This window comes from Streptomyces sp. DF42, from assembly GCF_058267695.1.
Genome location: NZ_CM177859.1, coordinates 8,033,754 through 8,057,275, shown reverse-complemented (window position 1 = coordinate 8,057,275; position 23,522 = coordinate 8,033,754). Strand labels below are relative to the sequence as shown.

Genomic DNA, 23,522 nt, shown 5'->3' with positions numbered 1-23,522 from the left:
ACCACCTCAACGTGACCACCACACTCCCCATCGACGCCCACGTCCACCTCGACACCCACCCCACCCATCCCAGCGCCGTGACCGCCGCCCTGACCGGCACCCAGGCCCACATCGCCCACCTGAGCCTGGAGGCAGTCGGCTGGACCGTCGTCGCCGACAACGTCCTGGTCCTGGTCCGCATCGACCACGAGGAGCCCTACTGGGCCCAGGACGCAGCCCAGCACCTGACCGCCGAAGGCATCACCGCCGAGATCACCCCTCGCCTCCAAGAGGCCATGGACGAGGAATGGACCTGGGCCAACTACCCAATGCCCTGGTGCACCCGCAGCGAAATCCGAGAGGTCTCCAACGAGGCCCAGAAGATCCATGACGACATCCGCCACGGCCAGCTCCTCATCCACGCCCACGCCCACGACGGCCACACCACCGTCGCCGTCGGCACCTACCTCGGCCGCAACGGCAAATCCGTCTACCTCCACGGCGAGGACCACCTGCGGCAAGTCGCAGACACCTTCGACTCACCCGCCCAAGCCCTGCTCGCCTTCGAGAAGGTTCACGCTGCAGACATGCGCCCCGGCCCAGCACCCCTGACCGACACCGAACGCGCCGCCGCCGAAGCCCGCACCCCGCTCGCCCTCACCGCAGCCAAGCCCGAACCGGCCCGCCCGGAGCCCGAGACAGTTGCGGCCTACCTGGCCGATGCCGGCAACCACGACGCCCTCCTCGACACCTTCCTCACCGCACACAGCGAATGGGAGAAGTGGCGCACCTTCCCTATTCAATCGGCGTGTTGAAGCCGATCTGCGAGGGTGGCGTGATGAGCAAGTGGCGTGTGTTCTGGGTTCCCAAGACGGCGCCGAGCATGTCGCCACACGTGCCCGCGTTGGCGGGGTGGGCAGACCTGGCGGAGCGCGAAGAGTCGACCGGTATCCGACCCGGTGATCCGATTCTGCTTTCGCCGGACTACCGCGTCGACGAGCTCCTCAGCCTGTACACGCGCAGTAGTCCGTTCCGGGGCTACACGAGGGAGACGAAGCGGAACTACATCACGGACGTCTGCCTGTTCCTCAACTTCCTGTGGCTGCGCGGGAGGGTCTGGACTCAGGCGGCGGAGTCGAACGTGGACGACTTCCAGTTCTGGCGACGGACGTCGCCCGACAACCCGGTGCGGGTAGGCGGGAACAAGTGGAATCGGGAACTGGCCGCGCTGATGAACTTGTACACGTGGGCGACGAAGCCGGGGAACGAGTTCGTGCCGCGCAATCCGGTGCCGATGCATCAGGTGGTGGGCCGTCATGGGCAGCTCGTCGCGGTGCCGGATGGGAAGGCGAAAGACGCCCGGGGCAGCAACGTTCACTGGCTGACGCCTCGGACGTTCCGGCTCTGGATGGATGTGGGGCTGCGCGGGTACGGCGCTGATGGGCTGCCCGCGCCGGGCTGGGTAGGCCGGCTAGAGGACCGCAACGTTGCATTTGTGCGCTTGCTGACCTCTTCGGGGGTGCGGCGGTTGGAGGGTGCCTCGCTGTTGACGTTCGAGGTGCCGTCACTGCGCCTGGAGGGCGGCCGTTACTACACGGGGCGGCTGGCGTCGGCGGTCACTCGTTCCAAGAAGGCCCGTACCTACTACGTCGAGGCCGGTGTGGTGGGCGACATCGAGAGCTACGTTGAGTCCTCGCGCGCCGAGGTCATCAGCAGGGCCCAGGTCCGGGGCCGGTACGACAGTGTGCGGGATATGCGTCTGGTCACCAGGGTGAGCCGAGGGCCGAAACCGACGGTGTACTGGTGCGACCGCCAGGGCGTCACAGGCCGCATCGCGCTGACGGAGGCTGACGCGGACGAGCGGATGACGTGGTATGCCGAAGGTCCTGCGGGGCCGGAGCCGTTGTGGCTGTGGCTGAACGAGATCGGTCTGCCATTCCAGCCGCATTCGTGGAACAACGTCTTCACGGCGGCGAACAGGCGGTGCCGGGCGGTGCTGGATCCGGAGCCGGAGCGGAGGCTGGACCCGCACCGCAGCCTGGCCCCGTATGCGACTCCGCATTTCTGCCGGCACAGTTTCGCCCTCTACATGCTTGTGGTCCTGCACCATTTGATGGACCGGCGGTTCGGTCTGACCCCCGAGGAGCGGCGGGACTACCGGCTGCTGTACGGGGATCCGTGGCGGATGGTGCAGGACCTGTTGGGCCATGCATTCCTTGAGACGACCCGCGAGCGGTATCTGGCCCCGGTCGCCGACCTTCAGCTGCGGTCGTTGTTGGCCACCACGCCCCCCTTCCACGACGGTGAGCGGCCGGCACGAGAGATGGATGAGGTGTTCGCGCGACTGGCGCGTGAAGCCGAGGGCATCCAGGACATCGAGGCCAAGCTGCAGGTCACACCGCGAGCAGCGGTATGAGCCGGCGTGGGCGCACGGCGCCGCTGCCGTCAACGCCATTGCGTAGGACACCGGTTGTGGTGGGTGACGGGCTCGTCGTCGAGCACCGCGACCAGGCGGGGGCCGTCGCGGTCTACGACTTCCGTGCTCTGCCCGTCGAGGATGCCCTGCGCCGGTCGCTGGCCCGGCTGTTCGCCGCGCGGTGCGTGCCGAGCCGGTGGACCTCGCACCACAGCAGCAGGTATTTCTGGCTTCCCTTGCAGGCGTTCACCGCGTACCTCGCCGCGCTGGACGCACCGGTTGCCGACCTCGACCAGTTGACGGCGGGAGTGTGGAAGCAGTGGAGGCTCAGCCGGCCGAACACTCTGTTCGGCTACCGCCAGATCACCACGGTGCGGGGGCTGCTGCTGGACGATCCGCGACTGTCAGCGGCGACACGTGAAGCTCTCTCCCAACGTGTCCTGGCGCCCAAGGCGAAGGAAGTCTCCTTCCATGGTGCCGAGTTCGACGCGATCGTCACGACGGCGCGGCGGATGTTCCGCACCGCGCATCTGCGGATCACGGATAACGCTCGCCACCTTGCCCAATGGCAGTCGGGGGCGTTCGCTCGCGGCAGCGAGGCGTGGCTGCTGGGTGAGGCCCTGGACTGTCTGGCGCGGACCGGTGAGGCACCCCACGACACCAGGGTTCGCCAGCGCGGCAGGGTCCTCGCCCGTTATACACGGGTGCTGGGCGGGGAACGGCCCGAGCATACGTGGCAGCGTCTGTTTTTGACCCGGATGGAGACGGTCGCGCTAGGGGTACTGCTGCTGGCCGAGCACGGCTGGAACCTGTCGGTGATCAACCGTCTGAAGGTGCCACGGGCGGCTCCGGACGCGGGCAGCGACGGCACGCGGATCTACCGGGTCGAGCTGGAGAAGCACAAGCGCGGCATGGGGCGGTATTTCGAGACCCGCAACCTCACCGACGACGGAGCCGCCTCCCCGGGCCGGCTCATCACGCAGGCTCTGGAGGCCACCGTGTTCGCCCGTGCCGCTGTCCACACCCTGAGTCCCGGCACGGACCGATTCCTGATCTGGCGCTCCGCCAGGGCCCCACTGGACGGCTATCCGCAGGACGAGGCGAGCAGGAAGTCGGGCATCGGAGTGTTCGGGTTCGGTGTCTCCGGCTGTACGGCCAAGACCTGGGCAACCCAACAGGGCTTCTCCTCCTCACCGTTCCGCAGGGGCCGACGGACGGTGAACACGCTGCACCGACGCGAGCCCGGACAGAACAGCCAGGCCACCCACGACCGCGTCTACGCGCTGACCGACCCCCAGGTCCGCCGGGCTGCGATCCCGGTCATCGCCGAGGCGGCCGAGGCCGTCGTGGCCAAGGCCCGCGAAACCGTGTTCGCCGCCGAACAGCGCCAAAGAGCCGATCCGGCCGATCAGCCGACAGCAACCGCCGACTGCCATGACTACGACAACGGCCCCTATCCCGGCCCCAACGGGGGCTGCGGGGCATCGTTCCTGATGTGTCTGGCGTGCACCAACGCCCGGATCCACCCCGCACACCACAGCCGCCTGGCCCATCTCCATCACGCACTGGACAACCTGCGCACCGTCATGGACCCAAGCCGGTGGCAGAGCGACTGGGGCGACGCGCACGCCCGCCTGGAACACCTCAAGGGCCTGCTCGGCGCCGCGGTGTGGACCCGCGCCCTGGCCGAAGTCACCGCCACCGACCGCGACCTCATCGCCCTGCTGCTCAACGGAGACCTCGACCAGTGACGCCCGCCGAAGCCCCTGCTCCGCCCCTTGTCCTTCCCGGACCGGACACCCCCGTCATCCCCGCCCACCGGATCGTCGACGGCTACATGGGCCCGGTCGCCCGCTACGCGGCGCCAGCCTGGCCGCTGATCCCCATGAACGCCAACCCGGGCGTCACGCACAGCACCATCCACTGGCCCCTGCTCCCCGACGCATTCCGGGAGGAGATGCGGTTGGCGGCCTGGACCTTGGTCAACGGCGAACTGCCCTCGGTGTTCCTGCGCGAGCGCCACCCCACGTGGCGCTCGCGACAGGCGCCCAAAGCGCTCTGCCAGACGATCGGGACCTGGGCGCGGCTGGCCGTGTGGCTCACCGACCGCGGCATCACCACGCTGGGCGACTGCACGACGAAGGTGCTGGGTGAGTACGGCCGTCACGTTCGCGACAGCGGGGCGGCCCGCATCACGGTGCACAGCGGGCTGTCAGCGCTGACGCGACTGTGGGTCTTCGATCAGCTCAGCGGTCGGCCCAGCGGAATCAGCTGCCCTCCCTGGGAGACGGAAGGGGTGGACGACTACCTGCCGCCAGCGACGGCGGGTGGCGAGAACGCCACCGAGGCGATCGCCGAGCAGACCATGGGCCCCCTGCTCGTGTGGGCGATCCGCACGGTCGAGGAGTTCAGCGACGACATCCTGGCCGCCTGGGCCGAAAGGAACCGTCTGCGCGAAGCGGCCACCGCTAACGTCGCCACGCCCGCCTCACGGGCCGCGCTCAGGGCCTTCATGGACCGAATCGACGCCAGCCAACTGCCCATTCCGACCACAAATTGGCTGGGCAGAACCACGCCCGCGGGCGCCTACATCGCCGCGCTCACCGGCGCCTCGCTCAACCAGGTCTACAACGCCTCCCGTGATCGAGGATGGCGTCAGGCCGCCCTGCGCCGGCCCGGCCCCTGCCCGCTCAGTGTCCCGATCTCCGGACTGTTCGGCGGGACCGCGTGGCGAGAGGCCATCGACTACACCGAAGCAGCCTTCCTGATGCGCCAGTTGGGCACGGCGTGCTTCATCGTCATCGCCTACCTGACCGGGATGCGCCCCGGCGAGGCGGCCGGACTACGCAGCGGCTGCTGCCCCGACGCGGAGCCGGACAGTGCAGAGCCGCATGGGCGCCACTTGATCACGAGCACCGTATACAAGACCGCCCGGGACGCGGACGGCAACCACCGCTCCGAGGGTGAACTCCGTGATGTTCCCTGGGTGGCCATCGCCCCGGTCGTGAACGCCATCCGTGTCCTGGAGCGCATGGTCCCCTACGGCGAACTGCTCTTCGACCACCACGCCCACGACCTGCGCGGCACCCGGGCCGGCACCGGCTCCCTCACCGTCCACACGCTGGGTATCCGGGTGGAGGACTTCGTCACCTGGGCCAACGAGGAGGCAGCCTCCCATGGGCTGGTTCATGAAGTCATCCCGCCGGATCCGCACGGCAAGATCGGTACGGAGCGATTCCGCAGGAGCCTGGCCTGGCACATCGCCCGTCGGCCCGGCGGGCTGGTCGCTCTCGCGATTCAGTACGGCCATCTGCGGACTTCCGTATCAGCCGGCTACGCCGCGCGCAGCCGGGACGGCATCCACGACCTCCTCGACGTCGAGACTGCCCGCGCCACCATCGACACCGTCGCCGACCTGAACGCCGATCTCGAGGACGGCATCGGCATCTCCGGGCCCGCTGCCCGCCGGGCCATCAAGGCCGCCGCCACCGCTCACCAGTACACCGGCAACGTCATCACCGCCCGGCAGGCCCGCCAGATCCTCGCCAACCCTCAACTGGCCGTCTACGACAACCCCAACACCCTGCTGATGTGCGTCTACAAGCGCGACAAGGCCCTGTGCCACCGCGGCATCAAGGACACCCCCAGTCTCGACCAGTGCGTCCCCACCTGCGCGAACATCGCCCGCACCGATCGGCACGCTGCCGGTCTGCGTCGCCGCGCCACCGTTCTTGATCGGCGGGCTGCCCAGGTTCCTGGCCCGTTGGGCGAGCGGCTGCGCAGCAACGCCGGGCGTCTGCGCGACCTTGCCGACGCCCATCGCCGCACCCGCATCACTGTCCAGGAAGGCACCGGATGAGCCCCGCACCCGACGAACGCGACCGAATCCGCGCGGCCATGGAGCGCATCCTGCAGGGCACACCGCAGTACTCGAGTGGTGCTCTGACGATTGTCGCCCTGGCCGAGGAAGCCGGCGTACCCCGCAACGCGCTCACCCAGCGCCACCCCGACCTCAAAAGCGACTTCTACGCGCAGGTCAGGGCCCGCGGACAGATGCCGGACTCCGAGATCCGCCTGCGCAAGCAGATCGTCAAGCTGAAGGAACTCCGTGCCAAGGACGCCGCAGAATTGGCGCAGCTGCGGGCCGACGTCGATCACCTCGTCCGCGCCGTCAACCAACTGACCGCGGAGAACCGGCAACTGCGCGGCGCACTGTCACAGCCCAGCTCCCCGGTCAGAGCACTGCCACCGTAGGCGCGGCCCAATGAGCGTGATGCAACTTGAAAGCCGCTGGTCATCTGGGCTGCTGTGAGGTTGCGATCGGATGCTCGGGCTGGTCACGGCCGGATGCCTTCAGCGAAGTTCATCCGTCAGTAGCCGATCCTCGGTGTTCGTCAGCACGAGCAGGACTCACAGCAGTGAGCTCGCGATCCAGGCCGCCCTGAACGACGGACGGCTCGGACAGGCTGCGGTCAGCCGGTCCGAGCCGTCCGTCGTTCCTGCTACTCGTTGCGTGCCGTTTCGGGTCCCGTGATCCGCCTGAGCAGCGGCATCGTGGACGCGATGACCCCCAGCGAGGCGACGAGCCCGGCGAGCACGATCGCGTAGTACTGGATCCCCGGTGCCTGGATCGAGTACCTGAACTGTGCCTGTACGAACAGCTGGGCGGCCAGGAAGCCCATCCCGATCGCCACCACGGCGACCACCAGGAGCGGGACCGCGCTCTCCAGAAGCACTATCCGCCGCAGTACCCCGAGATGTGTGCCGGTCAGCCGCAGCAGGCTGAACGGGCGCTTGCGGTCGCGTAGGCCCCCGGCCACGCTCGCCGCCAGGCTGCAGCCGGCGATGGGGAAGCTGACCAGGATGACCACGTTGGCCAGTTGCTGGTATCCGGCGAGCTGTGCGCCACTTTGGGCATGGTCCTCGCGGACGGTCCATGGGACGTCGCGGTCTGGATACGTGTTCGCGAGGATGGTGCGCGCACGTTCGATCGCCGACGTCGACCCGTTGGTGGCCACGACGATCTCCTGGACGGGGAGGTGGGCGAGGCGCTGGGCGGAGATGTCGGCGGCGGGCCATGCCGTGGGCCAGTGCATCCAGTAGTACGTGCCGAAACTGCCGTAGTTCTGGGTGACCGACGCCGCTTGTGCTCCGGAGGCGCATGCGCTGTGGGCCGGCATCTTTGCGAGCTCGATACACAAGGCCAGGCCGGCCACCGGCGGTTTCCCGGTGCCCTGGGGGCCGTGATAGGCCGGGTCCGTGGTGCCGAGCGGGTTCGTGTGGATCATGAGCACGCCTGTGACGCCCGGTACGGAGTTCAGGTCGCCGAGCGCGGCCTCCGGGAGCGGGGGCACGCTGCCGATCTGACGCCCGGTAGTGGGGTTGAAGCCTTCGGTGTAGTTGCCGTCCAGAGCGCCGGCGACCGTCCGGCTGGCTTGCGGGATGCTGCGCTCGGCGTTCAGCGAGCCGATGATCCCGACGGCTGCACTGGTGACACACAGGGCGAGGACCAGCCCGCTGACCGCACGGAAGCCGGCTTTCGGGTCGTCCGCGAGGCGCCGGCCCGCGATGAGAAGCGCGGGGCGGCTGGTCTGTCGGGCCAGGAGGCGGGATCCGATCATGGTCAGCCAGGGTCCGGCGATGACGAGTCCGGTCAGGACCAGCAGGATCCCCGGGACGAAGACCCAGATCTGGCCGTTGGTGCTCCTGGGCACCCGGCCGATGGTGTACGAGAGTTCGGCGATGCCGGCGGCCAGGGGGATCAGCCGGTAGACCCGGGGCGGGCGTGGCGTGATGCGCCGGGTGACCCCGAGCGGGGAGACCTGCACGCGGCGCAGAGCAATCCGGGCCGCGATGGCCGCCCCCACCGGGACGGCGATAGAAACGAGCAGGATGTCGCCGGTCCGCAGCGTGAGGTCGTCGGCGAAGTACGGAGTACTCGTGAGGTTGACCAACGCCAGCTGCGTACGGAACACGTAGAAGAGGCCGAAGCCGACAGCCGTGCCAACGAGCGCGGCGAGGGTCGACTCGACGGCGGAGAGCATCGAGATCTGTCGCGGTGTGGCGCCCACCAGGCGCATCGCGGCGAAGCGCTGCTCGCGGCGGGCGGCTGCCAGGCGGGTGGCCGTGCCGATGAGGATGAGCACGGGGAAGATCAGGGCGGTGCCCGCGACGGAGAGGATGAGCTTGATGCCCCTGTTGTCGATGCCCACCCTGACCGTGCAGTTGGTGCCGTTGCAGCTGCTGGGGGTCGCGGTGGTGATCGTGGTGACCTGGGTGGCGTCGTGCTGCTTCGCGAGCTGGTCGGGGCGGTGGCCGATGACGATGACCAGGGAGTCGGGGCCCGGGAGCGCCGCGTTGCCGACCGTGCCGATCTGGTGGCCGGGGTAGCGGTCGGCGAGTTCGGCGGCCGGGGTGGCGTGGAGGAGCTTGCTAAGGGCCGGTGAGGCGTAGTACTCGCCCGGTCCGGGGAGGCGTGAGAGTCCTGGTGGGATGGGGGAGTTCGGGCCGGTGGCGGCGACGTCGACGCGGCCGATGGTTTTGCCGTCGAAGTGGTCCGCCCGAAGCAGCCACCACAGCGGGTCGGTCTCCGCCTTCGCCGCCGACTGGCTCGATGTCGTGGTGCCGGAGCCGGTGTTGAGCCAGGCGTTGCGGCTGTTCTGGGTGGCGGTGGCGTTGATGGCCGCCAGAATGCTCAGCAGCAAACCGACGCCCAGGGCGACGGCGGCCGCGATGACGGCGAGACGGGCGGCAGCCTCCCTGCCGCCGCTCACGGTGAGGCGCAGGCCGAGGCGGATCACGAGGTGAGCCGTTCGACGAACAGCGGCGTGACCTTGCCGTCGCGGACGACGACTTCACGCTTCGCGAAGGCAGCCACCCGCGGCTCGTGGGTGACGAGGACGACGGTGGTGCCCTCCTCCCGTGCGGAGGCGACCAGCAAATCCATCACATGCTCGCCGGTGAGCGAGTCGAGCGACCCGGTCGGCTCGTCGGCGAACAGCACCTTGGGCCGGGAGACCAGGGCGCGGGCCAGGGCTACACGCTGTGCCTGTCCGCCGGAGAGTTCGCCGGACCGGCGCCCCTCGAGACCGTCCAGACCGAGCCGCCCGAACCACGATCGGGCCTCGGCCAGCGCGCTCGCCCTGCGGGACTTGGCCAGCAGCAGCGGCAGGGCGACATTCTCCTCGGCGGTCAGTTCGGGGACGAGCTGACCGAACTGGAAGACGAAACCGAACCGGTCCCGGCGCAGCGCGCTGCGCTCGGGCTCGCCCTGGGTGTCGACGCGCCGGCCGTCGAACCAGATCTCGCCGGAGTCGGGGACGAGGATCCCGGCCAGGCAGTGCAACAGCGTGGACTTGCCGGAGCCACTCGGCCCGGTGACGGCAAGGATCTCGCCGGCACGGGCACAGAGGTTCGCACCCTGCAGCGCGGGCGTCTTCCCGAACGACAGGACAACATCCCGCGCCTCCACCAGGAAGCCATCATCCGAACTCATGAACGCACCTCCGCTGTCAGAGCCGCGAGCCGCGCCACGGTCTGGTCCATCCACCGCAGATCGGCCTCCAGGTGGAACACGCCGTGATCGGCCAGCAGCGAGTCGATCGTGCTGCCGGTCCGGCGCAGTTCGGTCAGCTCCCTCATCCGCTCCATATGGGCGGCGCGCTGGATGTCGAGGTACACGCGGGGGTCGCGCTCGAGCAGCACCGCGAGTACGACCTTGGTGAACAGCACGGTCTGCAGGTGCGGTTCACCCGCGACCGGCTCGGTCAGCCAACTCTCGACCTGCGTGACCCCGAGCTCGGTGATCACGTAGCGCTTGCGGTCCGGCCCCGAACCGGGCCCGGTCTCGCCGATCTCGACCTTCCCGTCACGGGCCAGGCGCCCCAGGGTCGAGTAGACCTGCCCGGCGGGCAGCGGCTTACCTCGGCCGAAATAGGTGTCGTAGTCGCGCTTGAGGTCGTATCCGTGGCTCGACTCCCGTTCAAGGAGTCCGAGAAGTGCCAGAGGAACAGTCATACCTCAGTATCTACACTCAGTACCTAGTTGGCGTCAATGGATGACTTGACCCGGCACCAGGCTGGGATTACGTGAAGACAGCGACGGCTGGTCAGCGGATGCGGGCCCCTGGAAGCGCATGACCGCCAGGGCGGGCAGGCCGGTGCGATCGCCTTTGGGCCCAGCCCTCACCGAGCATTTCCATCTTGCGGTATGACCGGGGTGTAGATCGTCAGGCTCAGAACTTCCTGTTGATCGGCTCCAACCTGGACGCCGACGACGGTGCCCGCTACCTCCCCCGCCATAGTCCGCCCCGCGTTGCCTCACCTACCAACGCACGGCGCACTTCGCCGGCTGTAGGACGCGCCTTCAGTGTCTCCCGTGGTCCTGCGCAACCATGGACGGAAGAGAATGGAACTGGGTCTTGGGCCAGTGGCGCAGGCCAACAGCACTTCAACACGCAGAACTTGACAGGGAACGAACCTGGTCAGACGAGACCACCCACGCGATCCACGAATCGCAGACCCTGCGCATCGAGCGGATCCACGAAGCCCACCCCCGCGAAACCGCCTGGACCGTGGCCGCGTACGAGACGCCAGTGTCCGACCGCATGTGGCACCTGACCGCCACGGGCACTGCCCCCGCCCCCATCCTCCAGGCACTGCTGAACCACCTCGCCGACGGTGACGGATGGGACACCGCCCTGGGGAGCCCCGTTGACGAGAAGACCGTCACCGCCGCCACGAGACCCCTCGCTGACGCCGGATGGAAACACACCGTGGACGGACGCTGGCTCCGCTGGACGAACGCCTCCCAGGATGCCGGTGTCCAATTCGACGCCTTCGCCGCCCAGCAACCGAACAGCCCCCTCGCCACCTGGACCATCTGGGCCGGCCCCACCATCGACCAGCCCACCTGGACGATCCACGCCTCCCCCTGCACACCCGCCCCCATGATCGCCGACCTGGCCGAGGAACTCGCGCACGGCACCGGCACGCGGCAGTTCAGCCCCAGCGTCCAGCGGCAGCCTCCGCATCTCACCGCTACCGCACCGGCCATCGCGACGACCGCCGCCAGACCTCAGGCGAACCGAAGTCGCTGACCAGCACACTCACGCACGCGAACAGCAGTGTGGCCCTGCGGACGGGGGATGCCGCAGGGCCACACTCGCACCGTACCGCGCCTGTCCGTTTCACGGGGGCTTACTCTCGCTGAATGCCGATGAGGCCCCCGCCATCGGCAACCCAGCGCGGGACGCTCGTGGGTTCACTCTGCAGAGCGCTCTCTCCTTAGCTTGTGGCCCCTAAGGTCCAAGCAGTGCTCGTGCGCGGCAAGGGAGTCCAAGTGAAACGTGAACGGGCAACGGAGATGCTCCACGAGATGCTCGACAATCTGGACGCAGGCAGTCGCCCCCTCGACCTCGTAGACGAGGTCTATGTATTCGGTTCCTACGCCCGAGGCGCGCTGCAGCCAGGCGACCTCGACGTGGCCGTGGTCCACCGGACCGACACCGAATTCACCGAACACGTCGTCGGCGCCCTCATGTACGGGCGGGATCCGATGGCGGGCATGAAGCGCGCACTCAAAGGCAGCAAGCGCGGCTTCCAGTTCCAGTTCAACCAGAACGACCGCCTCCCCGAAGGCTCCGAGCCGAAGCTGCTGTGGAAGCGCGGCGACACCCGCGCCACAGCAGAGGCACGGCTACAGGGGCTGACAGCGGACCCGTCCGCCGGCCGTGCGCCTCGTGACGCGATGGTCGAACAGTTCGAAGGACTCGACCGGTGGACCCCACTCCCCGTGCGCACCCAGCTGGTGGAACTGCTGAACGCCGGCGGGATCGAGATCCGCCGCATCGAGCTGGCGGCTGCCGAGCCCACGAGCCCCGCAGCCGTGGCCGCGCTGGGGCGCCGCTGGAAGCCGGACAGCCCACTGCGCCGCGCAGCCGCTGCCGCAGTGCGCTTTACGGAGGACACCGGCATGTCCCCGCCGTCCATGTGGGTGCAGGGACAGCCACTCGACCACCGCCGCGACCAGTACGGCGCCGGCGCCCTGTGGATCAACCTCGGCTGGTACCACTTCGACCAGCTCGTCTTCCGGCTCCGCGAGGGCGCACAGAGTCTGGAGGTCGTCCGCCCCACACGGACGCAGCCCCTTCACGCCCTCCACATCACCGTGCGCGACGCCGCGGCCCTGCCCCCGATGTAGCACTCCCGCCAGCCACAATGACGACGAAACGGCGTAGCTCAAGAGACAGATCAGGGCGCCCCAGCGCTTGGGCACTCTTTGCAATGGTCCCGGTCGTGACGTCGTTCAATAGTTCTCCCGCACGTACTCGTACGTTCGGTCGAACAGCTCGCCCTTGATCGGCAAGCTGTACTCCTTCAGGACGGAACGCAGCTCGCGACGGACGCGTTTGTCGCCCGCGTCGCTCGCGCTCCAACCGGCATAGGCGACCTCGACGACGATCGAGTCGATCCGCGAGGCTATGTCGGGGACGATCTTGTGCAGCCCGGGCGGTGTGTTCTCCGCGACGATCTGAGTGAGCGCCCCACGCTTCGGATCGGCCAGCCGGTCGAGCGCTCCCTGGTCGCCCTGTTCCGCTGCTCGGTCCGCGGCAACCACGTCCTGAGCGATCTTCAGCGCTTCCTCGAGGAACGCCAGCGAGTCCTCGACGTTCTCGATCGCCTTGGCACGGAGCTTCTCGATCCGCTCCGCCAGCGACTGGTACGCCGGGCTCTCGGTATCGGCGAGCCGACGCCTGAGGCGCGCCTCGATGGAGTCGAGGACCTCCTGGTACACGTCATCGGCTTTCGACTCCGGCTTCTGCTGCTCGGAGAGTTTGAGCTGCTCGGCGATCTTCTTGACCAGCGCCAGGCCGGCAGCGTCGAGCGTGACTGTCTTCGACGGCATCGACTTCACGCCCACATCGGTCATGTGACCGTGGATCAGGTCAGTGGTCTTCGCGCCGAGACGTGCCCAGAGGAACGTCTTGGAGACGTCCTTGGGCCGGATCGACTCGTACACCTTCGCGAGCCAGAAGTACTGCCCCTTGAATGGCCGGAGCATCGGGTGCGGGTCGAGGAACTCCCACACCGTCTGCAGCGCGACGTAGGTCTCGATGAACTCGGTGCGCTGCGCGCCGCCCTCGGGGATTCGCTCGTGGGCCTCGGCGAGCGACTCGAATGACGAGTCACTGGTGTCGATGCCGTCGAACAGATGGAGTAGACGCGTGAGGTCGGCGACGAATTTCCCCGCCAGCTTGGAGGCGTCGGTGACGTTGAGCTCGTCCTCTTCGTCGTCCTTCACCTTCGGGCCGGCGACTGCCTTGCCGATGGCCCTCGCGAGCCCGATGTAGTCGACGACCCGCCCGAAGTCCTTGCGCTGACCGGTGACAGGGTTCTTCCACGGACGGTTGGGCCGCGTGATCGTCTGGAACAGGTTTGTGTCCTTGGCGGGCTTGTCGAGATACAGCACGCCCTCGATGGGCGCGTTGAAGCCGGTCATCCACTTCGCGGTGACGACGATGAACGACATCGGGTCCTCGACCTTCTTGAAGCGGCGCTTAAGTGCCTCCTCCTGCTCCGGAGTGAGCAGGTGCTTCTTGTGCTCCTTGGGGGTCTCCTTGCTGTCGGCGACGTGCATCACCACACCGACCTCACGGAGTCGTCCGTCCGGCATGACTGCAGCACGGCGCTCCAGCTCGGCCTCGATGGCCTTGGTGTACGCGATCACAAGGCGCTGGTTGTAGGCCACGACCTGAGCCTTCTGCCCCAGAGGCGCGACATAGGTAAGGAAGTGGTCGACGATGTCGGCACACACAGCAGCCACACGCTCGGGGTTGGAGAGGATCGTCTCGATGTGAGAAGCCTTTCCCGACAGGAAGACCTTCTCCTCCTCGTCCAGGTCCTCCTCCCTGGCCAGCTCGTCGAATGCCTCGTCCAAGGCTTCTTTGTCGAGGTTGAACCCGACAGACCGGCCCTCCACGATTACGGGCTTGGTGAACCCATCGGCGATCGATTGTTCCGGCGTGTACCGCGACATCACAAAGTCCGGGTCGCCAGGGTCGCCGAACAGCTTGAACGTCGAACGGTCCTTGTCCTTGATCGCGGTACCGGTTGCACCAAAGAACTTCGCGTTCGGCACCGCCGCGCGCCATGCGTCGCCGAACTTCCCCTCCTGTGAGCGGTGCGCCTCGTCAACGAGGACCACAATGTTCGACCGGTTGTTCAGATGGCCGGCCTCAGCGAACTTGTGCACCGTCGTGATGACCACGCCCGACTCACCACTGCGCAGCAGAGCGTGCAGCTCCCGCCGGTTGCGGGGCACCGACATCCGCGGCATGCCAGCAGTCTCGAACATCTCCGCCGTCTGCCGGACCAGATCCTTACGGTCGGCGATCACGATGACCGTCGGCGCGCTCCCAAACTTCCGCGTCACCGCGTCATCGCGCAGCAGACGGGCAGCGGCGAACGCCATGAGTTCGGTCTTGCCCGACCCCTGGTGATGCCAGATCAGTCCGCCAGGACGGCCTGCAAGCACCTTGGCCTGGATCGCCAGAGCCGCCTCGAACTGCGGGTAACGAGGCAAGAACTTGATGTCCACCTCGGAGGCGTCCCGAGCATGACGGAACATCACCAGGTCCTTGAGGATCGGCAGGATCGTCTCAGGCCGCAGCAGCAAGCGTGCGGCCCGCTCGACACGAGCCGGACCCGTAACGGTTTTTGGGTCGTCCTCAGTGGCCCCCCACGGGGCCCAGATCTCGGAGTCGGGGTCCGGCACGGCACGGATCGGAGCCATCCGGAATTCCAGGCCCTCGGTGGCGACGTTGAAGACATTCGTCGCGAAGAAGCTCGGGTACTCCTCCTCGTACACGTCGTAAAGGTCCTTCGCGGCGTTGACCCACGAGACCTGATGCTTCACAGGCGTCTTGGTCTCGGCAACGACCAGCGGAAACCCGTTGACGTAGTAAACGACGTCGAACCGGCGCGGTTTGGCCGCGCCGTTGACGGTAACCTCGTGAGCGACGGTGAAGCGGTTGTTGTTGAGGTCTTTAAAGTCGATCAGCCGACGAGGCACATGCCTACCGTCGATCGTCGTGAACGAGTGGTCGCCACGAAGCATCACGGTGAGTCGCTCGTTGGCCGCGACGAGACCGTTGTGCGCATCGAGGACAGCCTGATTGAGCTCATGCAGAACGAGATCCGCCGAGTCGGGGTCGTCGACCAGCTCCGGGTTCAGCGCGAGCAAGGCTTCGCGTGCCCAGTCCTCGACGATGACGTCATGCTCATCGCGCGGTAATCCTTCCCCTTGGAGACGCTCCCAGCCGGCTTCCTCCGCCCACTCGAGCAGTGAACGCTGGATCGTGCTCGCTTCCGTCCACCCCATGTCAGGACACCTCCTCGAGTAGAGCGTCGTACGCCTCCGGGATCTCGATTTCCTGGTTCAAGAGGGAGGCCATCAGCGCCGAACGGAAGGCTCGGAGATTGGCGAGCTCCAGATCCAGGTCTGCTACTGCGAACGCGACAGCATCACAGTGCTGAACGTACTTGGCTTGCTCCTCAAGCGACGGGATCGGTAGACGCAAAGAACTCAGCAGGGCCTTATTGATCTTCCTCATCGATGCGGTCCCGCGCGCTGATGCTGTGATAGTTGAGCGCACTGACGGGGAGCACAATAGATGTGCCAGGAACGTCGCCTGGCAGACTTCGGGCTTTGTTTGAATTCGCCAGATAAGGTCAGACAGGTAGGTCTGGGGTGCTACATTTCGCGCGATGGCCGCATAGCCGACGCGATCGAATGAACCACTGGCTCTAGTAATAAGGAGGTCACCCTCTGTCACTAGATGGGCATTGGTGTAACTCGTCAGATCAGCAAGCCGCTTTGCTTCGGTGCCCACGAAAGCGCCAAGTTGGATTGCACTCAGTTTCAGGACAGCCGGATCTCCGGTTCGCGGCTTTTCATCCGAAGTCTGAACGCTCTTTCCGCCTTGGATTCCGGAAATAATGCTGCGTAGTTCGTGTTCGGTGCCTTCGGGATGCGCGTTGCGAACGAGTGCCAGCAATGAGGCTGCCTTCTGCTTCTCGGCATCCAACGCTTCAATCTGCGCGTCCACCGATGCCATAACGTCGACGATGCGGTATTGCGCCGGCAAGGACGGGAGGGCAACTTCAATCGTCAAAAAGTCGGCAGGCTTGACCCGTTCCCGCCTGCCGCCCATGCCGGTCGACAACGCCTGCAGTTGCTCCCACAGCCGTTTTGTGGTCGTAAGGAGCCGGAAGTATTCGGGAAGCATTCGTTCGCCGCAGGTGAACGTGGGAAACTCTTGCGACGCGTAAACCTCGCCCAGATCGTTAGGAGCAACGGTGATCGCTCCTTCGAACGCCTTCAAGCGGCTGTAGACGATCTGGTTCGGCCGGATGCGATTCAGTGTCTTGTACGAGGTCTCATCGCCGCCAATCGGATCCCGGAGCAACAGGCCCCGACCGCGGTTCAAGACGCCGACGATGTTGTAGGAGGCCGTCCCCGTGATCGGGACCGCGTCGACGTCCAGCGCGACGACCTCGTTGAGCCGGATCCGCTCCCACTCACTCACTGGACACCCCGAACACGCTCAGGTCGACGCCGGCCGCTGCGAGCCGCTCGAACATGACAGCCTCGGTGTCGATGCGATGCTGCCGGGCGTCGGCATACGCCACGAGCGCGGTGCCCATATCGGCGGTCTCTTCTGCAGCGACCTTGATGTAGCGGCCGATGTTCAGGTCGAAGCCGTTCTGCTCGATCTCCTCGAGCGGCACTAGCCGGACGTTCGCACCGCCTTCACCCGCTGAGTCGCTACCTGTCTGGTAGGCCCCGATGACAGCTCTGACGTCATCCTCGGACATCAGGTTCTGCTTCTTGCCCTTGGCGAACCGCGCCGAGCCGTCAATGAAGAGCACGTGATCCTTGCGCTCAGCTGGCTTCTGGTCGCGGAAGATCAACAGGCATGCTGGGATTTCAGTCGAGTAAAAAAGCTTGGGTGGCAGCCCGACGACGGCTTCCAGGACGTCTTTCTCGATGAGGCCCTGGCGGATCTTCGCCTCCGCGCCTCCGCGGAACAGCACGCCGTGGGGCATCACCACACCGACGCGGCCGGATCCAGGCTTCATGGAGGAGACCATGTGCTGGACAAAGGCGTAGTCGCCGTTCTTCGCGGGCGGAACGCCGCAGATGGCTCGCGGGTCCGAGGACCAGCGGTCTGCTCCCCAATCCGTCAGCGAGAAGGGCGGGTTGGCGATCACGGTGTCGAACTGGCGGACGGCACCGCTGGGGGCCTTGAACGCCGGAGCACGGAGGGTGTCTCCGCGCTTGATGTCGAAGTCCTCGATCTCGTGCAGGAACAGGTTCATCCGGGCGATCGAGGCCGTCGTCAGGTTGATCTCCTGGCCGTATGCCCTGAGCGTGCGGTGGTCCTTGCCGGACTCGCGCAGCTGGTTGATCGTTGCGACCAGCATGCCGCCGGAGCCGCAGGCCGGGTCGTAGACGGACTCGCCAGGCTCGGGCTGGAGGATCCCGACGAGCAGGTTCACGACCTCGCGGGGGGTGAAGAACTCGCCGGCCTTCTTGCCCGACTCGTCGGCGAAGTTCTTCAGCAAGTACTCGTAGCCCGCGCCGAGCAGGTCGTGCGAGACCGTCGACGGATCGAGCCTGATCTTGTTGAATGCTCGGATGAGCCCCAGCAGTGCCGACTCCGGGATGCGCTCCTGGTTGCCCCACGAGGCGTCGCCGAAGACGCCGGCGAGCGAGCGGGGGTTGGCCATTTCGATTCGCTGGAAGGTCTTCGCGATCTCCGCACCGAGATTGGTGACCTTCTCGGTGACCTCGCTCCATAGCGTGCCTTCGGGCAGCTCGAACCTGTGAAAGTCGGCCTCGATCTCGTCGTCGAGGTCGTCGCCGTACGCATCGAACGCCGCGTCGTGCTCGTGAACCCAGGTGTCGCTGATCCACTTCCAGAACAGCATCGGGAAGACGTAGGTCTTGAAGTCAGCGGGGTCGACGGGGCCGCGGAGCGCGTTCGCGGCGTCCCACAACCGGGATTCGAGCTCGTGCTGGGTGATCGTCACAGAGATGAGGTCCTTCGTTGAAGACGGTGCCCCGATTATGGCGGAGGGCACTGACATCTCGGGAGTCCGGTACGGCAGGCAGCGACGATCTGTAGACGAGGACCAGCGCCCATGCTTCGAACCGAGCGTGATCGCGGACAGACTGAGAGTCTATCTCTGCGCTTCCAGTCCGAGTCTCGACATATGAGACGGGCCCGTCTCCTCGGAGCGAGAACATGAAGGCTAAAGAGGGAGGCCGAAGAGCCGCAGGCTGGCCTACTCGGTGAGGTCGGATAGGCCCTCACCAGGCTGGCACTGCGTGAGCGGACAGGTTGGCACCCGGGTGGACCAGGCGGCATGGCGGTCACAGCCATAGGCTTCTGATCGGCGAAAACAGGACTCTGTGGCAAGGTCCCGCACAGTCCAGGATGATCTTGCAGGCCCTCGTAACTCGCCGTCCAGAAGATCCGCCGCAACAAGCAGATCACGGCCCTGGACCTGTCGGAGCTGGAGCAGATCTTCGTCGAGGCCGGCCTCGGCACCCCGACAGACATCGACTACATCAAGGACACCAAGGGCGGCCTCGGCCTATTCCCGCGGTCGCTGACGGGGTTGGAGCGGGATGCGGCTGCGCTAGCCTTCGATGCCTTCCAACAGGGCAAAGCGCTGACCGCCAATCAACTCCGCTTTGTCAACGAGCTGATCGACTACCTGGCACACAACGGCACGATAGACGTCGACGCGCCGTACGAGTCCCCGTTCACTGCGCTCGCCCCTACCGGCCCCGAGGCGATCTTCGCTGGGCCGAGGTGGACGTCATGGTGCCCGTCATCCACTCGGTCCGCTCTACCGCCGTTGCCGCGGAAGACGCGGCCTAACTAATCAACCGGGTGCGCAGGAGAAGCGAAGCGTCAAGAAGGTGTCACCGAAGAGTGCCCCAGGAGGGGCAGCAGGGGCACAGGGAGCGGGAGGCTACCAGGCGCGAGTACTGGGCGAGTAGCAGTCCGTTAAGGTGATCTGTATGGCGTCTACCCACCTCGTGATCCTCGGCGAGCGTAGCGCGTTGCGATGGGTGTTGACCGAGCAGCGCATGGCTTTTCCTGCAGGGCGGGTGCGGCAGGCACGTGCTCTACACGAAGGTGACGAGGTCATGCTCTATACGACGCGTGGCTGCTTCAGGAACCCAGCCCGTGACGTCGGCCGCGTTATTGGTCATGGCGTGGTGGCCACGCCGGTGAGTGTCCTGACAGACCCCGTGCGCTTCGGTGAACGCGAGTTCACTATGGGATGCAATATCCAGATCCAGGGCCTTGCTCTGTACCGTGATGGGCTGAACCTCCGAGAACTCGTGCCTGCACTTGACATGTTCCCCAACCCGCGAAGTTGGGCTGCGAAGCTCAGGAGGACCACACTTGCGCTCCCTGCGCAGGACGCAGAGTTGCTCCGAAGGAAGCTGAAGCCTTATCTCAAGCCGTATGCGGAGGCCATTGCGGGATACAAGGAGCTTCCGGTAGCTCCGTCGGTTCCCTCGCGTGGCCTGTCCGAGTCATCGCCTGCGGCAGCCCGTCATGCGTGAGCGGACGCTCACCAAATTCGACCCTGCCCAGACCGCCAACCGGACCTGGACCTGCTCCAACCCCACCTCCCTGGAGATGGTGCCCGCCTTCCTCCAAGACGGCGACAACCCAGCCGACTGGGCCATGTACGTCCACGCCCAACGACGCCTCCACGCCCACACCAACATCGCCACTGCCTGGCCAGCCATCGTCCCCCTCACCGAACTGATGGAGGAATACATCTTCTGATCGGCCAGCCCATGCCACAACTGACTGGTCAGGTCACACGCGCTAGCGGCGCGACCACAGCGCAGGGGGGCGGGTATCGCAACCGCCGGGTCGGGTGACCTGATTATCTGAAGATGTACGCGGGTCGGGTCAGCGCAGGACGATGGGACGCTCGGGCACGCCTTTGGCGAGTACCTTCCTGATGAGGTCGAGGAGACCAACGGGGTAGATCGTCTCCGGGGTGTCCCTCAGCTCCTGAAGCGTCCACCAGCGATGGGCCTGGATGTTGTCGGGCTGAGTGGCACGGGCGGGGTCGACATCCTCGGGCGCGAGGTGGGCGAGAAAGTACCGCTCGACCTGCCGGACTTCCCGCCCGCCGACTGCGTGATCCGTGCTGCGCTGGGCGAGCTGCGTGCCCAGTACGACGTCCTTCTCGTCGACGCCGAGCTCTTCGCTCAGTTCGCGGAGCGCGGCTGCGGCGTGGTCCTCCCCTGCCTCCAGGGAACCGCCGGGAGTGGCCCAGTAGCCTCCGCCCTCGCGGTAGCGCAGCAGGAGGACCCGCTGGGCATCGTCAAGGGCGATGACGCGTGCGGCTTCCCGCAGGGGTGAGGTCGTCATGCCGCCCATTGTGTTAGTTCAGCCCCGTTCGACGAGGCGGCTCCGACCCAAACGGTGTCCTGCTCTTATGCCTGAGGGTCACGAGTGCGTGGGCTGGGAGTTCAGACCGGCCTTGCGGCGGAGGTCACGGCCGGCGCCGCCGCACAGACCGAGGCGGCTGCCCATCTCGGGATTCGGCCCCCTGCGTGGTTGCTACGGTCCCGCATATGACGCTGCCTGTACCTCGTGCTGTTGATCTACGCCGGGAACCCCTTGACGGGTGCTGGAGCGTGTAGAGCGGTCGCTGCAGGTATGTCTCGACCGGGAGACAGCGGTGCGCAAGCGCCGGACGGTTGGGGCACGGACGGACCGCAATACATGGGTGCGCATCGAGCGGCGAGGGTTCGACCGGATCGGCGCCCAGGGATGGAACGGCCCCGAATCCGCTGCTGTCCTGAGCGGAGTCGTCATGCCGCAGTGGTACACAGGGCTCGCTTGGCACGAGCCGGGGGAGCCGGTGATGTGGCGGGCGGATGAGATGGAACTGGTCAACGCCGCGCCGGTCGGGCAAGCCGCTCTCGTGATCGAAGACCCTCGTCTCGCGGATGCGTGGTGGTCCGCGCTGAACGCCTCGCTGGACGCGCTCGCTGCCCAGTCCGCACCCCGCGTCGCCACGCCGGATACCGAAACCATCAGGCAGGAGCTGGTGACAGCAACCCTCGGGAAAGCCTTTCCCGAGGTGACCGACACCACGGTGGAGGAGTGGCTGCCGGCCCACGCCGACCTGACGTGGGCGAACGTCACCGGCCCGGAGTTCTGCATGATCGACTGGGAAGACTGGGGCATGGCGCCACGAGGGTTGGACGCGGCAACGCTATGGGGCCACTCCCTCGCTGTCCCGGCCTTGGCGGAACGTGTGTGGAGCGAGCGTCGGCCGGACCTGGAGAGCAGGTCCGGCCGGCTGATGGCACTGTTCGTGTGCGCGAAGATCGCAGGGCCACACGCGCGCCCCGAGGATCCCCGGCTGGAGCCGGCCAGGAAAGAAGCCGCGCGGCTCATTTCTGAGCTTCACGACTTCGGGCGACGGCCCTGCGGCAGCTGCCCGGACTGACCGTCATCCGGCCTCTGGCCAGCCGTCGAATGAGAGGATCGGGCCGCCGTCCAGGTACCGCTTGACGGCGACCAGGGTGGTGTGTGTAAAGGGTTGGGGCAGGTCATCCGGCGGCACCCAGGCGATGGTGTCGTGCTTGTGCAGCTCCGCGTTGTGGGGAGTACCGCTCCACTGGTCGGTGTGGAAGACCAGGGCCATGAACATCCCTGAGACCTCCGCCCCCCAGGAGCCGTGGACGACGTGGACCAGGCGTAGGTCCGCCTCGGCGGCCACGACGCCCGTCTCCTCCTTCAGTTCCCGTGCCGCGGTCGCGGTGATCGGTTCACGGGGCTCGCCCTTGCCACTGGGGACGTCCCACTCGCCAGGCGCGAAATCCAAGTGCGCGCTCCGCCGAAGGACGAGGAGTCTGCCGCTGTCCGGATCCGTGACGAGAACAGCGGCGATGAGCCGCGTCGTCATCGGTTCGCTCTTCCACCGGGCTGCCGGCTGATTCGACTCAGTCAAATCGCCTTCCTCCAAACGATCTCGAGCTGTGGGCGCGATACACCCAGCACAGGGGATCGGTCAGTCTGCCGCAGCAGCCGTTTGGGCCGCCTCGATTTTTTCGCGCTCCCTGGGGCGGGCTCGTGGCGTCTATCACGTCGTGCTGATAACGAAGTTGATCGCGGAGGAGACATCGCCGGCAACATGAGTGGGTCGGTAGGCGTCCTGGAGCCACCGCCGCCCACCCGACACCCACACGCTTCGAAGACCGAGCGCATTCGCGCCCGCGATGTCGGCGTGCGGTGAATCACCGATGATCCATCCGCCAATGAGGGGAGCTCCGACGGCTTCCGCCGCCGCTTGGAAGATCTCCGGGCCCGGCTTCTTATGACCGACGTGTTCGGAGATCACCCAACCCTGGACGAGCCGGTCAAGCCCCGTGTTGCGGATCTTCGCTTCCTGCTGCACGGTCCGGCCGTTGGTGACGATCACGCAGGTCCAGCCGCGGGACAGCGCCTTGGCGAGCGCCTCGCGAGTGGTCCCGGCCAGTACGACGCGATCAGCCGCGCCACGGTCAAGAAGAGTCCGGATAGCACTCTCAGGAAGCGCCGTCCCATAGCGGTCCGCCATGGCCTCGGCGACAGCGGGTTTGGGTGTGTAGCCGCTCGCGTCGAGGGTCATCAGCCAGTCGATGTCGGTTTCAGGCAGTACATGCTCCGCCAGGAGAGCGGTCGCCGCGGCCCGGAAGGCGGCGTCGCGGTCTACCAATGTGTTGTCGAGATCCAGCATCAGCAGCTGCATGAGCGGCAGTAGACCACGAGCCATAGCCTCCGGGCGGGTGGGTTTCCCGGCCGCGAACCGCGTGATCTCAAGATGAACCAACGTAGGTGGTCGCGCTCGGACTGGCCTTCGAACCGGACCGACGTCAGTGTGAGAGCCGGGCATCCACGAGTAGGCGCACACGATGAGCGCTCCGTCCCGGAGCCCACTCGACGAGTTCGGCCGGGGCCTGCCTCCGGGCGCTTGGCCCTGCCCGGCCCATCGGCTGGGGCCCGCACGACGAGTACGGCCTAGCCGGC

General features: G+C 66.7%; 18 protein-coding genes and 2 pseudogenes. 11 read left to right on the top strand and 9 right to left on the bottom strand.

The window, feature by feature from the left end; translation table 11 throughout:
- Positions 1-11: 11 nt before the first annotated feature.
- From ACYUED_RS36845 to ACYUED_RS36825, 5 genes and pseudogenes are all read left to right on the top strand, one after another.
- A pseudogene (locus ACYUED_RS36845) lies at positions 12-773 on the top strand (DUF317 domain-containing protein); the annotation flags it as partial.
- Between the two features lie 14 nt (positions 774-787).
- Positions 788-2,395, top strand: a complete 1,608-nt coding sequence (locus tag ACYUED_RS36840; RefSeq protein ID WP_491288897.1) for a site-specific integrase — start codon at positions 788-790, stop codon at positions 2,393-2,395.
- A 59-nt stretch (positions 2,396-2,454) separates the two neighbouring features.
- Entirely contained in the window at positions 2,455-4,146 is a 1,692-nt protein-coding gene (locus tag ACYUED_RS36835) for a hypothetical protein (RefSeq protein ID WP_491288896.1), read from the top strand.
- Positions 4,143-6,254 carry an integrase gene (locus ACYUED_RS36830; protein WP_491288895.1) on the top strand — a complete coding sequence of 704 codons (2,112 nt, stop codon included), beginning with the start codon at positions 4,143-4,145 and terminating at the stop codon, positions 6,252-6,254. Before ACYUED_RS36835 ends, ACYUED_RS36830 begins: the two co-directional genes overlap by 4 nt.
- Positions 6,251-6,649: a hypothetical protein gene (locus tag ACYUED_RS36825; RefSeq protein WP_491288894.1), complete on the top strand. Its 399-nt coding sequence runs from the start codon at positions 6,251-6,253 to the stop codon at positions 6,647-6,649. Before ACYUED_RS36830 ends, ACYUED_RS36825 begins: the two co-directional genes overlap by 4 nt.
- Positions 6,650-6,897: 248 nt before the next feature.
- Here ACYUED_RS36825 and ACYUED_RS36820 read toward each other — a convergent pair whose 3' ends face one another.
- From ACYUED_RS36820 to ACYUED_RS36810, 3 genes are read right to left on the bottom strand one after another with little or no spacing between them, the layout of a single operon-like run.
- A complete protein-coding gene (locus ACYUED_RS36820) occupies positions 6,898-9,195 on the bottom strand; it encodes an FtsX-like permease family protein (RefSeq protein WP_491288893.1) in 2,298 nt (765 codons plus the stop codon).
- A complete protein-coding gene (locus tag ACYUED_RS36815) occupies positions 9,192-9,890 on the bottom strand; it encodes an ABC transporter ATP-binding protein (RefSeq protein WP_491288892.1) in 699 nt (232 codons plus the stop codon). Before ACYUED_RS36815 ends, ACYUED_RS36820 begins: the two co-directional genes overlap by 4 nt.
- A complete protein-coding gene (locus ACYUED_RS36810; protein WP_069762004.1) occupies positions 9,887-10,411 on the bottom strand; it encodes a PadR family transcriptional regulator in 525 nt (174 codons plus the stop codon). The genes ACYUED_RS36815 and ACYUED_RS36810 overlap by 4 nt, the downstream gene beginning before the upstream one ends.
- 376 nt (positions 10,412-10,787) lie before the next feature.
- On the opposite strand from ACYUED_RS36810, the gene ACYUED_RS36805 reads away from it, so the two are divergent.
- Together ACYUED_RS36805 and ACYUED_RS36800 are read left to right on the top strand one after the other, a co-directional pair.
- Complete coding sequence (locus tag ACYUED_RS36805; protein ID WP_491288891.1) at positions 10,788-11,492, top strand: SPDY domain-containing protein; 705 nt, start codon at positions 10,788-10,790, stop codon at positions 11,490-11,492.
- A gap of 242 nt (positions 11,493-11,734) precedes the next feature.
- Positions 11,735-12,595, top strand: coding sequence for a nucleotidyltransferase domain-containing protein (locus tag ACYUED_RS36800; RefSeq protein ID WP_491288890.1), 861 nt, complete (start codon positions 11,735-11,737; stop codon positions 12,593-12,595).
- 105 nt (positions 12,596-12,700) lie between these two features.
- Here the strand turns inward: ACYUED_RS36800 and ACYUED_RS36795 are convergent, their stop codons facing one another.
- From ACYUED_RS36795 to ACYUED_RS36785, 3 genes are read right to left on the bottom strand one after another with little or no spacing between them, the layout of a single operon-like run.
- Positions 12,701-15,775, bottom strand: a complete 3,075-nt coding sequence (locus ACYUED_RS36795) for a type I restriction endonuclease subunit R (protein WP_491288889.1) — start codon at positions 15,773-15,775, stop codon at positions 12,701-12,703.
- 1 nt (position 15,776) lies between these two features.
- A complete protein-coding gene (locus ACYUED_RS36790) occupies positions 15,777-16,982 on the bottom strand; it encodes a restriction endonuclease subunit S (protein ID WP_491288888.1) in 1,206 nt (401 codons plus the stop codon).
- Positions 16,975-18,456 (bottom strand): type I restriction-modification system subunit M, encoded by a 1,482-nt coding sequence (locus tag ACYUED_RS36785; RefSeq protein ID WP_491288887.1) that lies wholly within the window; start codon positions 18,454-18,456, stop codon positions 16,975-16,977. The genes ACYUED_RS36790 and ACYUED_RS36785 overlap by 8 nt, the downstream gene beginning before the upstream one ends.
- A gap of 477 nt (positions 18,457-18,933) precedes the next feature.
- Here ACYUED_RS36785 and ACYUED_RS36780 point away from each other — a divergent pair, with 477 nt between their 5' ends.
- The 3 genes from ACYUED_RS36780 (at position 18,934) to ACYUED_RS36770 (ending at position 20,273) form a co-directional block, all read left to right on the top strand.
- Complete coding sequence (locus tag ACYUED_RS36780) at positions 18,934-19,350, top strand: type I restriction-modification enzyme R subunit C-terminal domain-containing protein (protein ID WP_491294604.1); 417 nt, start codon at positions 18,934-18,936, stop codon at positions 19,348-19,350.
- A 139-nt stretch (positions 19,351-19,489) separates the two neighbouring features.
- Positions 19,490-20,044: a hypothetical protein gene (locus ACYUED_RS36775; RefSeq protein WP_491288886.1), complete on the top strand. Its 555-nt coding sequence runs from the start codon at positions 19,490-19,492 to the stop codon at positions 20,042-20,044.
- A complete protein-coding gene (locus ACYUED_RS36770) occupies positions 20,037-20,273 on the top strand; it encodes an RNaseH domain-containing protein (RefSeq protein ID WP_491288885.1) in 237 nt (78 codons plus the stop codon). The genes ACYUED_RS36775 and ACYUED_RS36770 overlap by 8 nt, the downstream gene beginning before the upstream one ends.
- 129 nt (positions 20,274-20,402) lie before the next feature.
- Here the strand turns inward: ACYUED_RS36770 and ACYUED_RS36765 are convergent, their stop codons facing one another.
- The gene (locus ACYUED_RS36765; protein WP_142157648.1) at positions 20,403-20,870 is read right to left on the bottom strand and encodes an NUDIX domain-containing protein; all 468 of its coding nucleotides are present in this window, start codon (positions 20,868-20,870) and stop codon (positions 20,403-20,405) included.
- A gap of 206 nt (positions 20,871-21,076) precedes the next feature.
- Here ACYUED_RS36765 and ACYUED_RS36760 point away from each other — a divergent pair.
- Positions 21,077-21,960, top strand: a pseudogene (locus ACYUED_RS36760) (hypothetical protein).
- A 3-nt stretch (positions 21,961-21,963) separates the two neighbouring features.
- On the opposite strand, the gene ACYUED_RS36755 reads toward ACYUED_RS36760, so the two are convergent.
- Complete coding sequence (locus ACYUED_RS36755; protein WP_491288884.1) at positions 21,964-22,419, bottom strand: NUDIX domain-containing protein; 456 nt, start codon at positions 22,417-22,419, stop codon at positions 21,964-21,966.
- A gap of 177 nt (positions 22,420-22,596) precedes the next feature.
- Complete coding sequence (locus ACYUED_RS36750) at positions 22,597-23,244, bottom strand: HAD family hydrolase (protein WP_491288883.1); 648 nt, start codon at positions 23,242-23,244, stop codon at positions 22,597-22,599.
- Between the last annotated feature and the right edge of the window lie 278 nt (positions 23,245-23,522).